Here is a 13,740-nt window from a genome sequence, read left to right as displayed (position 1 = left end):
TACTCCTCTCAGTCGACGGCGGCAGAGTTCGCGCGCCCCGGCAGTTCTGCCACAACTCGGTGGCGCAATGGAGGAGGTTCGATGAGCGTCGACGAACTGGGTCAGGCAATCGGCACGAGGACAGGCAGGAGGGTGTCGTCGCGACAGGCGTGGATCGTCGTCGCCCTCCTGTGCGGATTCTTGATCGTCAACTACGCGGACAAGATCGTCGTCGGACTGGCCGGCGCCGACCTCATGCGTGACATGGACATCGACGCGCAGCAGTTCGGGATCATTCAGAGCAGCTTCTTCTGGTGCTTCGCGGCCGGGTCGATCCTCGGCAGCTTTCTCATCGGCCGGGTGAAGGCGAAGTACCTGCTCGCCGGGACCGCGGTCCTGTGGGTGCTGAGTCTTCTCCCGATGGTGTGGAGCGAGAGCTACGAGGTCCTCATCGCGTCGCGGATGATGCTGGGATTCGCGGAAGGCCCGGCGACGGCGATGGCGGTGGCGGTGGCGCACACCTGGTTCACCGCGGATCGCCGCACTATCCCCACTTCCGTCATCGTCGCCGGTGCCGGACTCGGTCCGGTGATCGCGGCCCCGGTGCTCACCATGGTCATCGTCAATCAGTCGTGGCACGCGGCCTTCGCGGTGCTGGTGGTCGCCGGACTCGTGTGGGTGCCGCTGTGGCTGCAGTTCGGGCGTGAAGGCGGGGTTCTCGACGCGCACACCGTCGACGAGGCAGTCGGCGAGGCACGGACGTCCTGGTCGAGCATCCTTCGGAACCGCACCGTGCTGGGTGTGGCCGTCCTGATGTTCGCGACGTACTGCAGCAGTGCCATCAAGATCAGTTGGCTGCCGCTGTACCTGCACAACGGACTCGGCTACGACAAGGAAACCGCCGGGACGCTGGTCGCTCTACCCTATGCGGCGACGGCGATCCTGGTGGTTGCTGCGGGCGTCGCGTCGCGGATGATGACCAAGCGGGGTGTTGCGAACCGGATGTCGCGCGGCGTGCTGCCCTCGCTCATGCTGGCGAGCGCGGGTGTGAGCACCGTCGGATTCGCCCTGCTCGACCGCGGGCTGCTCAACCTCGTCTTCATCATCTTCGGTGCCTCGCTGGCAGGAGCGGCGGCGGGTATCACCCTGACTGCGGTCTCCGACGTCGTCGCCGCCCGGCAGCGCGGCGCGGTGCTCGGATTCATCGTCGCCGTCTACAGCAGCGCCGGTGTCATCTCGCCGCTCGTCCTCGGGAGCATCGTGACCTCGGCCGCGACTCCGGCCGCCGGCTACCGGGAGGGGTTCCTGATCCTCGGCGGCGTCATGGTCGTCGGCGCGATCATCAGCGTTCTGTTGATCAACCCGGACCGGGACTCGGCCACCAACTCCCGGTGACGAGGGCCAGGTCGGTCGGTTTCAACTTTCATCCACCAGAGAAGAGATTCGTGTGAAGACCAAGGGCGCGATCCTGCGCGGAGCCGGACGGGATTGGGAGATCGAGGAATTCGATCTCGGCGATCCGATTGCGGGGGAGGTGCAGGTGCGTATCGCTGCGTCCGGGCTCTGCCACTCGGATCACCACTACCGGAGCGGTGACCGTAATCCGCCGTTCTTTCCCATGCTCGGCGGTCATGAGGGCTCCGGTGTGGTGACGAAGGTCGGTCCGGGTGTCACGACCGTGGAGGAGGGCGATCACGTCGTCCTCGCCTTCACGCCGGCGTGCGGTATCTGCGGGCCGTGTGCTCGGGGGATGCAACACCTGTGCGACAAGGGCGCGGCGATCGGGACCGGTCGCGCGATCGCGGACGGTTCCTTCCGGACGACGTCCGGCGGTAGCCCCGTGTACGCGATGGCATTGGTGGGCGCCTTCGCCCCCTACGTCACCGTCAACAGTGCGGCGGTGATCAAGATCGAGAAGGACATCCCGCTGAACAGGGCGGCGTTGCTGGGATGCGGAGTGTGCACGGGATGGGGTTCGGCGACGGAAGCCGGTGGTAGCCGGGTGGGCGACACGGTGGTGGTCGTCGGCTGCGGTGGCATCGGGATCAATGCCGTCCAGGGCGCCGCACATTCGGGTGCACGGTTCGTCATCGCCATCGACCCGGTCGAATTCAAGCGCGAACAGGCTCTCGCGTTCGGAGCGACACACGCGTTCTCGTCGATGGCCGAGGCGGCCGACCGGATCCGCGACCTGACGTGGGGCCAGATGTCCCATGTCACGGTGCTCACCGTCGGTGTCATGGACGGCGAGATGATTCAGCCGGCACTCGACCTGACCGCGAAGGGCGGCACGGTGGTCGTCACCGCCGTCGGCCCCACCGATGCAGGCAAGACGAGCATCGATCTGGGAATGCTGTCGATGCTCGAAAAGCGCATTCAGGGAACGATCTTCGGCGGTGCCAGTCCGCGGACGCAGGTTCCGAAGCTGTTGAACCTGTACCGGAGTGGATCGCTGAAGCTGGACGAACTCGTGACCCGGACGTACCGCCTCGAGGACATCAATCAGGGCTACGACGACATGCTGTCCGGCAAGAACCTGCGCGGTGTCATCGAATTCTCGGATGCGGATTACTGAGAACGACGCCCGGCATTGACACTTTAAGGATGCATCCTTAAAATTGCGGTTGTGACTCGGACCACAAGTGCGGGTGGAAACCGGTTGCCGGCCGATGAACTGCCCACTCGGAGTCACCCGACGCATCCCGAGCTCGTTCTCGCCACATCCTCGAAGGAGTACAAGCATGCAGACGACCCACGCAACCACGGCACCCTTGCTGTCGCCGTTCGGACCGCTGGTCGCGCACCCGCCCCACGACACGTCGGGGTACGAGCGGATCACCGTGAACCCGGTTGCCCCGACCATCGGGGCCGAGATCGGCGGCGTCCGGCTCGGCGGTGATCTCGACGAACAGACGATGGTGGAGATCAGGAAGGCCCTGCTCGAGTGGAAGGTGCTGTTCTTCCGCGACCAGGACATCTCGCGGGCCGACCATCGCGGGTTCGCCTCGCGCTGGGGCGATCTCGAACAGCACCCGTTCTTCAAATACGTGCAGCCGGGCCAGACCGACGTGGATGTCACGACGTTCGCCAAGGACATGGCGAACGTGGGTACCGAGAACAACTGGCACAACGACGTCACCTGGGACGCCCAGCCGTCGCTGGCGGCGGTGCTGCGCGCCGTCGAGGTTCCGCCGGTCGGTGGTGACACGCTGTGGGCAGACACCGGCGCGGCGTACGACACGTTGCCCGAGGATCTCCGCGACCGCATCGATCACCTCGTTGCCGAACACGACTGGATTCACACGTTCGGGAAGGGCATGCCGGAGGACGCCGTCGAGGCGTTGCGATCGCACCTGCCCGCCGTGCAGCATCCCGTCGTCCGGGTGATTCCCGAGACCGGTCGCCGTGTCCTGTTCGTGAACATCGCCTTCACCCAACACATTCTGGACGTCTCGCCCACCGAGTCGGACGAGCTTCTGGCGCGCCTGTACCGGCACATCTCGCGGCCCGAATTCCAGGTTCGGTTGCGGTGGCGTCCGAACACCATCGCCTTCTGGGACAACCGGACCTGCCAGCACTACGCGTCGAGCGACTACCACCCGGCGCGGCGCGTGATGGAGCGCATCTCCGTCGTCGGCGACCGCCCGGTCGGGGTGACCCGATGAGCGCGCCGAAGACCGCGGGAATCGACTGCGAATTTGTCGAATACACGGAACTCTTCATCGGAGGACGGTGGGTGACACCGGCCAGTTCCGACATCATCGAGGTGGTGAATCCGCACGACGGCGAACCGGTGGGGCGGGTGCCGCATGCGAGCCGCGCCGATGTCGACGCGGCGGTCGCTGCCGCCCGGGAGGCCTTCGATCGCGGTGCGTGGCCCCGCCTTCCGCTCGAGGAGCGGTTGTCGGTCCTGATGCGCCTGAGCGAAGGACTGAAAGCGCGGGTCCCCGACATGGCGCGGCTGATCACCCGGCAGAACGGCTCGCCGATCCGCTGGAGTCTGGCCGCGCAGGCGGCGGCACCGGCCGCCATGTATGCCGTTGCGGCGCAGATCGCCCGCAGCTTTCCGTTCGAGGAACGCCGCGAGGGTCTGAAGAATCCTGTGCTCGTGCGACGGGAACCCGTCGGCGTTGTTGCCGCCGTGGTTCCGTGGAACGTTCCCGAGTTCGTCACTTCGCTGAAGTTGGGACCGGCGCTGGCTGCGGGGTGCGCCGTGGTGCTCAAGCCGTCACCGGAGACCCCGCTCGACGCCAATCTGCTGGCCGAGGTCGCGGAGGAGGCGGGACTGCCGGCCGGAGTGCTCAGCGTGCTGCCGGCGGGTCGCGAAGTCAGCGAGTACCTCGTGTCGCATCCCGGCGTCGACAAGGTGTCGTTCACCGGCTCCGTGGCAGCCGGAAAGCGCGTGATGGAAGTCGCCGCAGGCAATCTCACGAGGGTGACCCTCGAACTCGGTGGAAAATCCGCGGCACTGATTCTCCCCGATGCCGATCTGGACGCGGCGGTCGCCGCGATCACCGCCGCCTCCTGGACGCTGAACAGTGGCCAGGCGTGCATTGCCCTCACCCGGGTCCTGGCTCCGCGCAGTCGCTACGAGGAAGTGGCCGAGCGGCTGACGGCCGCGGTGTCGGCTCTCGTGGTCGGTGATCCGCTGGATCCGGCCACCCAGGTGGGGCCGATGGTGACGCGCCGGCAGCAGGAGCGCAACCTCGACTACCTCCGCATCGGACTGGAGGAGGGCGCCACCCTGCTCGCCGGGGGCGGCGTTCCCGACGGCCTCGCGGGCGGCTGCTACGTCCGGCCCACCCTGTTCGGCGACGTCGACAACTCCATGCGCATCGCGCGTGAGGAAATCTTCGGGCCGGTGGTGTGCCTGCTCCCTTACGAGACGGAGGACGACGCGGTGCGGATCGCCAACGACTCCGACTTCGGACTCTCCGGCGCCGTGTTCACGGCGGATCAGGACCACGGCATCGACATCGCGCGACGGATCCGCACCGGCACGATCACCGTCAACGGTTTCGCCACCGAACCGACGGCTCCGTTCGGCGGATACAAGCACTCCGGCATCGGCCGGGAGATGGGCGTCGACGGCCTTGCGTCGTTCCTGGAGTCCAAGACCATCGCCTTGCCCGGGCGGTAGTCCGCTCGTACTGCTCCCCACTCGGTTAGTTAACGAGTGTTGACATGTTGCTAAATATTGTTAGTCTCGGTAACTAGACGCCATCGCGCGCATGTCGGCTTGCAAACGGCTGACTCAGGAGGCGCTCCGCGTGGTGCAGTGCGCACCGCCAGGTGAACGAACAAATACTTCACAGTCGTACCGCGGTGGTTTCCCGACGCTACGTCCCCACCGCATCCGAGAAAGGGATGAGCCAGTATGTACCTGACTCAGGGATTGCATCGGTCCGTCCAGCAGAACCCCGACGGGATTGCCGTGATCGGCGAATCCGGGGACGTCACCTTCCGCCAACTCGAGGGGCGGGTGGCGCGGATCGGTGGCGGACTCCGCGGACTCGGGGTCCGGTCCGGTGATCGCATCGGAATGCTCGCGACGAACTGCGCGCAGTACGTCGAGTTCACCTTCGCGTGCCCGTGGATCGGCGCGGTCGCGTCGCCGGTCAACAACCGCTGGAGTCTCGACGAGATGGCCTTCCAGATCGAGGACGCCGGCATCTCGGTTCTCTTCGTGGACGCCCCGCGACTGGCGCAGGCACTCGAACTCCGTGATCGCTGCCCCCTTCTGGATACGGTGATCTGCTTCGACGGCACCACGCCGGCACCGGGCGTCGTCGATTACGAGCGGTTGATCGAATCGAGCGAGCCGGTGCCGGATATCCGACCCGGCCCCGATTCGCTTGCGGTACTGATGTATACGGGCGGTACCACCGGGCGGCCCAAGGGTGTCATGCTCAGTGCTCGCCAGATTCTCACGTCCGCGTTCGGTGCTCTCGCCAGTGTCGGGTTCCCCAACACCGCGGAACGGTGCCTGCATATCGCGCCGCTCTTTCATCTCGCGGCGTTCGCCGGCATGATCCAGCAATCGATGCTGGGTGCGACCCATATCGTCATCGGCGATTTCACGGTCGAGGGTCTGGTCGAGACGATCTCCGGCAAGCAGATCACGATGACGACACTCGTCCCGACGATGGTCCCCTGGATGCTCGACCACGCCGAGCGGACCGGCGCGTCACTCAGCAGTCTCCGGTACATCGGATACGGCGCGGCCCCGATGCCCGAGGCCGTACTGACCAGGTTGCTGACGGCTCTCCCGCACGTCAAGCTGCGCCAGGGGTACGGAATGACCGAGCTCGGTCCCGTCGCCACCATCCTGCGCGACGAGGACCACCACGACCGCGACCATCCCGAACGGCTCCGGTCCGTCGGCCGGGCCGCCGCACACGCGGAGGTCGTCGTGGTGAACAAGGACGGCGTGGAACAGCCGCGAGGGAAGGTGGGCGAGGTCGTCGTGCGGGGTGCCCATGTGATGATCGGCTACTGGAACAACCCAGTCGAAACGCAGAAGGCGCTGCAGGACGGGTGGATGCACACCGGCGACATGGGATACATGGACGAGCACGGGTACCTCTTCCTGGTCGACCGGCTCAAGGACATGATCGTCTCGGGTGGCGAGAACGTGTACAGCGCCGAGGTGGAGGCTGTGATGCACCGGCACGAGGCCATCGCGAGCTGCGCGGTCATCGGAATCCCCGACGAGGTGTGGGGAGAGCGCGTGCACGCGGTCGTGGTCCTCGTGCCGGGGGCGAGCGTGACTCCCGAAGAGCTGAGAGACTATGTCGGCGAGCGTATTGCGCGATACAAGGCACCGCGGACCGTCGAGTTCATCGACCAGATGCCGCTCTCGCCGGTGGGAAAGATCCTCAAGCGCACGCTGCGTGAGGCGTACACGTCATGACCGTCGTCGCGCATTCGCACGATCTCGATGCCGCGCCCGACTGGTTCACCCGCGCCACGGCCGTCGAGCCGGAGACGGGAAGTGTCGACGTCGGCGGCGCGCGGATCTCGTACCGGGTTTGGGGACAACCCGGCGCGAATCCCGTGATCCTCATTCATGGGGGAGCCGCGAATGCACGCTGGTGGGATCATGTCGCCCCGCTGCTGAGTGGCGGCCGGTGCGTCGCCGCGCTCGACCTGAGCGGCCACGGCGACAGCGACCATCGATCGTCCTACAGTCGCCGGCGGTGGGCCGAGGAGGTCATGGCCGTGGCCGGCGTCGTCGGGCCTCGTCCGGTCGTGATCGGACACAGCCTCGGTGGTTTCGTCGCGCTCGAGACAGCGGGGCGTTACGGCTCCGAACTCGCGGGCACCGTGGTGGTGGACTCGCCGGCCCGGACGGTGCGCCCGGTCTTCGACGCCGACCGGGAACGCCGCATGCGTCGCAAGCTCCGGGTGTACGAGAGCGAGGGCGCCATTGTCGCGCGATTCCGCCCGGACCCGGAGGACACTCCGCTGCCGACATACCTGCGGAACTACCTCGGCTCCCGATCGATTCGCGCGACCGCCGGCGGATTCACCTGGCAATTCGATCCCACGATTTCGATGGCCGGCGGGATGATCATCGACGAGGTCATTCCGCCCTCGTGTCCGCTCGCACTCATCCGAGGTGAGCGCGGGATGCTCAGCCGCGAGATGAGCCGCGCGCTGGCCGACGAGATCGGTCACGACACAATCGAACTGGAGATACCGGACTCCGGCCACCACATCATGCTCGAGCAACCGCTGGCACTGGCAGCGGCGTTGGAAACGCTGGTTCAGACGTGGACCCCGCGACCTGTGCAGCCCAGCCGCTCCCTCTGAGACCACTTGTCACCGAAACGAGGAACAATCATGACAACGACCCGCGGAATCGTCTCGTACGGCGCCTACATACCCTACTGGCGTCTCGACCGGGCGGCGATCGCCGGAACGCTGGGTGGACATCCCGCGCGCGGATCCCGCAGTGTGGCGTCCTACGACGAGGACACCACGTCGATGGGTGTCGAGGCGGCGCGAATTGCGCTGCAGGCACATGCGAGCCGACCGTCCTCGGTGTTCTTCGCGACCGCCGAACCGGCGTATCAGGACAAGACCAATGCCACAGGTATCGCCGCGGCGCTGTCGCTCGGCCCCGATGTCCTGGCGGCCGACGTCGCCGGTGCCGTGCGGTCGGGCGTGGCGGCCCTGCACGCCGGCCTGCGTACCGACGAGGCTTCACTCGCCGTCGTCTCCGACATCCGGACGGGGCTCCCGGCATCCGCCGAAGAGCGGGACGGTGGTGACGGCGCCGCAGCATTCGTTCTCGGTCCGGCGACCGCCGGCCCGCTGATCGCGGAGTACGTCGGTGGGGCCTCGGTGTCTGCCGAATTCCTCGATCGGTGGCGGGTCCCCGGGGACGGGCGGTCGCAGGTGTGGGAGGAGCGGTTCGGCGAGTCGCAGTACGTGCCGCTCGCGGAGCGCGCCCTGCAGCGTGCCCTCGACAGCGCGGGGATCACGATCGACCGACTCGACCGGGTCGTGCTCACCGGGTTGCATTCCCGTGCCGTCCGGTCCTTCGTCAAGAAGTCGGGACTGCAGCGTGAGCAGCTGGTCGACGACCTCACGTCGACGATCGGCAACACCGGAACCGCGCACCCCGGCGTCCTGCTGAGCTCCGTGCTCGACACCGCCGACCCGGGACAGCTGGTTGCGGTGATCGTGCTCGCCGACGGCGCCGACGTCCTGCTGTTCAGGACGACGGAACACGTGCGCTCGGCCCGTTCTCCTCGTCCGGTGGGCGACCAGATCACCCGGGGACGCAAGGATCTCGCCTACGCCACGTTCCTCGGTTGGCGCGGCAAGCTCGAGCAGGAACCGCCTCGCCGGCCCATCCCGGATCGTCCGGCCGGTCCCCCGTCCATTCAGCGGGCCGAGTGGAAGTTCGCCTTCACCGGGAGCCGCTGCGCCTGCGGTCAGGCACACCTTCCGCCGCAGCGCGTCTGTGTCGACTGCGGACTCGTCGACGAGATGAGCGAGGAGCGCCTGAGCGACGTCCCGGCCACCGTCGCGACGTACACCGTCGACCATCTCGCATATTCGATGTCGCCGCCCGTCATCGCCGCCGTGATCGATTTCGACGGTGGCGGCCGATTCGCGTCGGAACTCACCGATGTCGACCCCACCGAGCTCGCCGTCGGAACCCGCGTCGAGATGACGTTCCGACGCCTCTACACCTCCGGCGGCGTGCACAACTACTTCTGGAAAGCCCGCCCCGTCGTCAAGGAGACCATCGCATGAGCTCGCATGGCATCAAAGACCAGGTCGCCATCGTCGGCATGGGGTGCACGCCCTTCGGGGAGCATTGGGACAAGTCCGCGGCCGATCTGCTCGTCGACTCCGCGACAGAAGCGTTCCGGTCCTCCGGAATATCGAAGGACGCCGTCGACGCGTACTGGCTCGGCACGATGGCGTCCGGCTTCTCGGGAATGTTGCTGTCCGCCGCACTCAAGACGGACTTCAAGCCCGTCACCCGGGTGGAGAACTTCTGCGCCACCGGGTCCGAAGCATTCCGCAACGCCTGCTACGCCGTCGCCTCGGGCGCGTACGACGTGGCGATGGCCGTCGGTGTGGAAAAGCTGAAGGACTCGGGCTATTCGGGGCTCGTCCGCGCGAACCCCGCGCACGACGGCACCAACCCCACGATCACGGGGCCCGCTCGGTTCAGCCTGCTCGCACCCGCCTACAGCGAGAAGTACGGCGTCCCGAAGGACGAACTCAAAGACGTGATGACGCGCATCGCGTGGAAGAACCACTACAACGGGGCACGGAACCCGCGCGCGGCGTTCCAGACCGAGGTGTCGACGGAGACGATCAAGGCGTCGCCGAAGGTTGCGGGCGACCTCGGCATCTTCGACTGCTCCGGGGTGAGCGACGGATCGGCGGCGGCGATCATCGTCAGGGCCGAGGACGCGTACCAGTACACAGACAAGCCCCTGTTCGTGAAGGCGCTGTCGTTCGTCGCGAGCCCGGGCAAGGGATCGCTCGATTCGACGTACGACTACACGAGTTTCGAGGAATGCGTTCGCTCGGCGACGGACGCCTATGCGCAGGCAGGTGTGTCGGATCCCCGCAAGGAGATCGCGATGGCCGAGGTCCACGACTGCTTCACCCCGACGGAACTCGTGCTGATGGAGGATCTCGGATTCTCCGAGCGCGGCCACGGGTGGAAGGACGTCGTCAACGGCGCCTTCGACCTGACCGGCGACCTGCCGGTCAATCCGGACGGTGGTCTGAAGAGCTTCGGCCATCCCATCGGCGCGTCCGGCTTGCGGATGCTGTTCGAGTGCTGGTTGCAGCTTCGCGGAGAAGCGCCGGCGGGAAGGCAGATCGACGTCGGCGGACGGGGTTACGGCCTCACCCAGAACCTCGGCGGCTTCCCGGGCGAGTGCGTGTCGTTCGTGTCGATCGTCGGCCCGGAGAAGGGATGAGCATGAACACGGACAAGAAGGGCCCGCTGGCCGGCGTCCGCGTCCTCGAACTCGGCGGCATCGGCCCCGGCCCGTTCGCCGCGATGATGCTGGCCGACATGGGCGCAACCGTCATTCGCCTCGTTCGAGGACAAGGCTGGGACAAGCACCCGATCCTCAACCGCGGCCGCGTGACGATCGAGGTCGACCTCAAGAATCCGGAGTCGATCGAGGCGGTGCGCAGGATCGCGCAAGGATGCGACGCGGTGGTCGAGGGATTCCGGCCGGGTGTCGCGGAGCGACTCGGACTCGGTCCCAAGGATCTTCACGCGCTCAACCCGGCACTCGTCTACGGCCGGATGACCGGGTGGGGCCAGGACGGGCCGTGGGCGTCGGCGCCCGGGCACGACATCAACTACCTCTCACTCACCGGCGGCCTCCACGCGATCGGTCCCAAGGACGGCGATCCCGTCCCACCGCTGAATCTGGTGTCCGACTTCGGCGGCGGCGGCATGCTGCTGGCCTACGGCATCGTCTGTGCGCTCACCACTGCACAGAAGACCGGCGAGGGACAGGTCGTCGACGCCGCGATGGTCGACGGCACTTCGCTGCTCCTCGCCATGACGTACGGCTTCCTGGCCGACGGATTCTGGCTCGACGAGCGGGGCTCGAACATGCTCGACGGGGCCGCACCGTTCTACCGGACCTACAAGTGTCAGGACGGCCGCCACATGGCGGCAGGATGCGTCGAGCCGCAGTTCTACCGCGAGTTCCTGCGGGTCCTCGGGCTGGCGGACGACCCCCTGTTCACCGAGCAGCACGACCGCACCCGGTGGGAGGAACAGGGCGTCCGCATCGCGGCGATCTTCGCCACCCGAACCCGGGCCGAATGGGAGCAGGCGTTCGCCGACACCGAGGCGTGCACCACTCCGGTGCTGTCGCTGAGCGAGGCGCACCGCCACCCACACATGGCGGCGCGTGCCACCCTCGCCGAACAGGATGGCATCGTCCAGCCCATGCCCGCGCCCCGCTTCAGTGGCACTCCCGCCGCGGTCCCGGAACCGCAAGCAGCCGACGCCACTCGTATCGAAACGGCCTTGACTGATGTGGGAATCGCCTTGGCGGAGGCGAGAACTCTGGTCGCGTCCGGCGTACTCGGTGTGCCTCGACGGGAGATCTGAGTGGATGGACAGGTCACGTACGGGACGGATGACGAGGTCGTGGTCGACCGGGCGGGCAGCATCGCGGTCGTCACGCTCAATCGACCCGACAAGCTGAACGCTCTCGCAATCGGCATGACGGATCTGATCCTGCAGGCGCTCAACGACGTCGGAGCGGATGACGCGATCGGCGCCGTCGTCCTGACCGGTGCCGGGACGTCGTTCTGCACCGGCATGGACCTGAACGGTGGGTTCCAGCGCGACATCCCCGATCCCGTCACCGCCTACCATCGACGGCTGCGCACCGGGGTCTCGATCATTCTGCAGCTGCGGTCGATGCCGCAGCCGGTGATCGCGGCCGTCCGCGGGCACGCCGTCGGTGCGGGTTTCGCGATCGCGGCGGCGTGCGACGTCCGGTTCGCGGCACCGGATGCCCGGTTCAATGCGGTGTTCACGTCGATCGGCATGAGTGCGGGCGATCTCGGCCTGTCCTGGACGCTTCCGCGACTGATCGGGCCGTCCGCGGCTGCCGAGGTGCTGTTGGGTGCTGGGGTCGTGACGGCGGACCAGGCGGCGGAGTGGCGCCTGGTCTCGCGTGTCACCGACGATCCGCTCGCCGCAGCCGTGGAACTGGCGCATCGCATCGCCGCGCAACCACCGTTCGGCGTGCGGATGTCCAAGGAACTGCTGTCGGCAAGCTTGGGCGCCGGCGGCTTCCGCGAGCATCTCGAGATGGAGTGGCGGTCGCAGGTGCTGTGCGGGCTGACCGACGGTCACGCGGAAGCGAAGAAGGCCTTCGCGGAGCGCCGGCTCGTCAGATGATCGCGGTCGGGTGGGTATCTGCACCGGGCTCGGCCAGGACCGCGTGCGCGAGCCGGTACAGATCGTCGCTCAGCCGGGGACGCCGGCCGACCCGTCGTGACCGGACCGATTCGGTGACCAGCCCGGTGATGGCCGTGACCAGTGCGGTTGCTTCGGGGTGGGACAACTCGCTGCGAGTGACGGCGAGGCAGTGCGTCCATTCCTCGTTGAAAAGGCGCACCCGTTCCTGGCGTTTGGCCATCGCTTCGGGGACATGATGCATCTCCGACAGGCTCACGGCGATCAGATCGGAATTTTCGACGCAGATGTTGACGTAGGACTGGAGGAGCCGATCGAGTGCATCCTCCGCCGACGTGGCAGGCGCCAAGGCGTCGCTCAGTCCGAGGACCACCCGTTCGGACGCCCGGTGGATCGCCGTCGCGAGGATGTCTTCCTTGCTCTCGAAGTGCCGGTAGGACGCCCCTGCGGTCACTCCTATCGCCTCGGCGATGTCTGCCATCGACACCCCTCTGAAGCCGCGTTCCCGGAACATCGTGATCGCCGTGCCGAGAATCTTCTCGCGCCGCGACGACCGTTCCCACCCGCCGACTGCCGGCGGATCGCCGAGTTCGGCCGGATCGACGGGAGCCAGCCGGACGTCGACGACCTGCATCACCATCGTCGACACGAGTTCGACGAGGCGGGCATGGGGAACCTTGTGCTTCGCCCTGCTCGCTCCGACGATCAGCCCGCACGACGCGCGCACATAGATGGAGGATTCGGACGCGTCGAGGTCGGGTCGGACCTCGGCGATGACGGGGGTCCACGCATGAATCAGCGCTTGCCACCGCTTGTCGACCTCGGCGAGGCGATCCTCGTTGAGGTACCACAGGCTCCGAAGGCACACGGCCAGCTCGGCCGGCCGGTCGAGGGTGAGGTCGACCGCGGCGGTGACGAGACGGCTCAGGGTGGGTGTATCGGAATTGGTGTCGGCGATCGCCGCCTCCGACACTGCGACCATGCTGTCGAGGAACTGCAGTCCGATTTCGGCGAGCAGGGCTTCCTTGCCGGGGAAGTGCCGGTAGATGGCGGGACCGCTGATGCCGATTTCGGATCCGATGTCGTCGATGCCGACGCCGCCGTATCCCCATTGCTGAAACAGGCGCGCGGCCGTACGCATGATCTCGTCGCGTCGCTGTGCAGCGGGAACGCGGGGCGCCCGGGTCCGCGTGGTGGTGGACGCGGCCTGCGGCTCTAACGGCCCCATGTGCGAGCCCACCCTCGGTAGCGGAAGTTCATTCGCTCAGTCTAATGGGTCGCCACCCGCCTGGTTGTGAACGGCTGTGCACTTGAGGTACTGG

At 67.0% G+C, this 13,740-nt stretch carries 11 protein-coding genes; 10 read left to right on the top strand and 1 reads right to left on the bottom strand.

Annotated features, from left to right (window positions below):
• Positions 1-81 precede the first annotated feature (81 nt).
• The 10 genes from CJ177_RS18560 (at position 82) to CJ177_RS18515 (ending at position 12,400) form a co-directional block, all read left to right on the top strand.
• Positions 82-1,374: an MFS transporter gene (locus CJ177_RS18560; protein ID WP_095868321.1), complete on the top strand. Its 1,293-nt coding sequence runs from the start codon at positions 82-84 to the stop codon at positions 1,372-1,374.
• A 52-nt stretch (positions 1,375-1,426) separates the two neighbouring features.
• A complete protein-coding gene (locus tag CJ177_RS18555) occupies positions 1,427-2,554 on the top strand; it encodes an NDMA-dependent alcohol dehydrogenase (protein WP_095868320.1) in 1,128 nt (375 codons plus the stop codon).
• A gap of 166 nt (positions 2,555-2,720) precedes the next feature.
• The gene (locus CJ177_RS18550; RefSeq protein ID WP_095868319.1) at positions 2,721-3,644 is read left to right on the top strand and encodes a TauD/TfdA family dioxygenase; all 924 of its coding nucleotides are present in this window, start codon (positions 2,721-2,723) and stop codon (positions 3,642-3,644) included.
• On the top strand, positions 3,641-5,119 hold the full coding sequence (locus CJ177_RS18545) for an aldehyde dehydrogenase (RefSeq protein ID WP_095868318.1): 1,479 nt from the start codon (positions 3,641-3,643) through the stop codon (positions 5,117-5,119). Before CJ177_RS18550 ends, CJ177_RS18545 begins: the two co-directional genes overlap by 4 nt.
• 237 nt (positions 5,120-5,356) lie before the next feature.
• Entirely contained in the window at positions 5,357-6,892 is a 1,536-nt protein-coding gene (locus CJ177_RS18540) for a long-chain-fatty-acid--CoA ligase (RefSeq protein ID WP_095868317.1), read from the top strand.
• On the top strand, positions 6,889-7,794 hold the full coding sequence (locus CJ177_RS18535; protein WP_095868316.1) for an alpha/beta fold hydrolase: 906 nt from the start codon (positions 6,889-6,891) through the stop codon (positions 7,792-7,794). The genes CJ177_RS18540 and CJ177_RS18535 overlap by 4 nt, the downstream gene beginning before the upstream one ends.
• A gap of 30 nt (positions 7,795-7,824) precedes the next feature.
• Positions 7,825-9,249, top strand: coding sequence for an OB-fold domain-containing protein (locus tag CJ177_RS18530; RefSeq protein WP_095868315.1), 1,425 nt, complete (start codon positions 7,825-7,827; stop codon positions 9,247-9,249).
• Positions 9,246-10,439, top strand: a complete 1,194-nt coding sequence (locus CJ177_RS18525; protein WP_095868314.1) for an acetyl-CoA acetyltransferase — start codon at positions 9,246-9,248, stop codon at positions 10,437-10,439. The genes CJ177_RS18530 and CJ177_RS18525 overlap by 4 nt, the downstream gene beginning before the upstream one ends.
• Positions 10,436-11,599 carry a CaiB/BaiF CoA-transferase family protein gene (locus CJ177_RS18520; RefSeq protein WP_306453399.1) on the top strand — a complete coding sequence of 388 codons (1,164 nt, stop codon included), beginning with the start codon at positions 10,436-10,438 and terminating at the stop codon, positions 11,597-11,599. The genes CJ177_RS18525 and CJ177_RS18520 overlap by 4 nt, the downstream gene beginning before the upstream one ends.
• Positions 11,600-12,400 carry an enoyl-CoA hydratase/isomerase family protein gene (locus tag CJ177_RS18515; RefSeq protein WP_257014584.1) on the top strand — a complete coding sequence of 267 codons (801 nt, stop codon included), beginning with the start codon at positions 11,600-11,602 and terminating at the stop codon, positions 12,398-12,400. It begins immediately after the preceding gene.
• Here the strand turns inward: CJ177_RS18515 and CJ177_RS18510 are convergent.
• Complete coding sequence (locus CJ177_RS18510) at positions 12,393-13,646, bottom strand: TetR/AcrR family transcriptional regulator (RefSeq protein ID WP_095868313.1); 1,254 nt, start codon at positions 13,644-13,646, stop codon at positions 12,393-12,395. The two genes, CJ177_RS18515 and CJ177_RS18510, sit on opposite strands and share 8 nt — an antisense overlap.
• Positions 13,647-13,740 lie beyond the last annotated feature (94 nt).

It is taken from the genome of Rhodococcus sp. ACPA1 (assembly GCF_002300195.1).
Classification (GTDB): Bacteria; Actinomycetota; Actinomycetes; order Mycobacteriales; family Mycobacteriaceae; genus Rhodococcus_F; species Rhodococcus_F opacus.
This window is presented reverse-complemented; position numbering and strand designations above follow the sequence as displayed.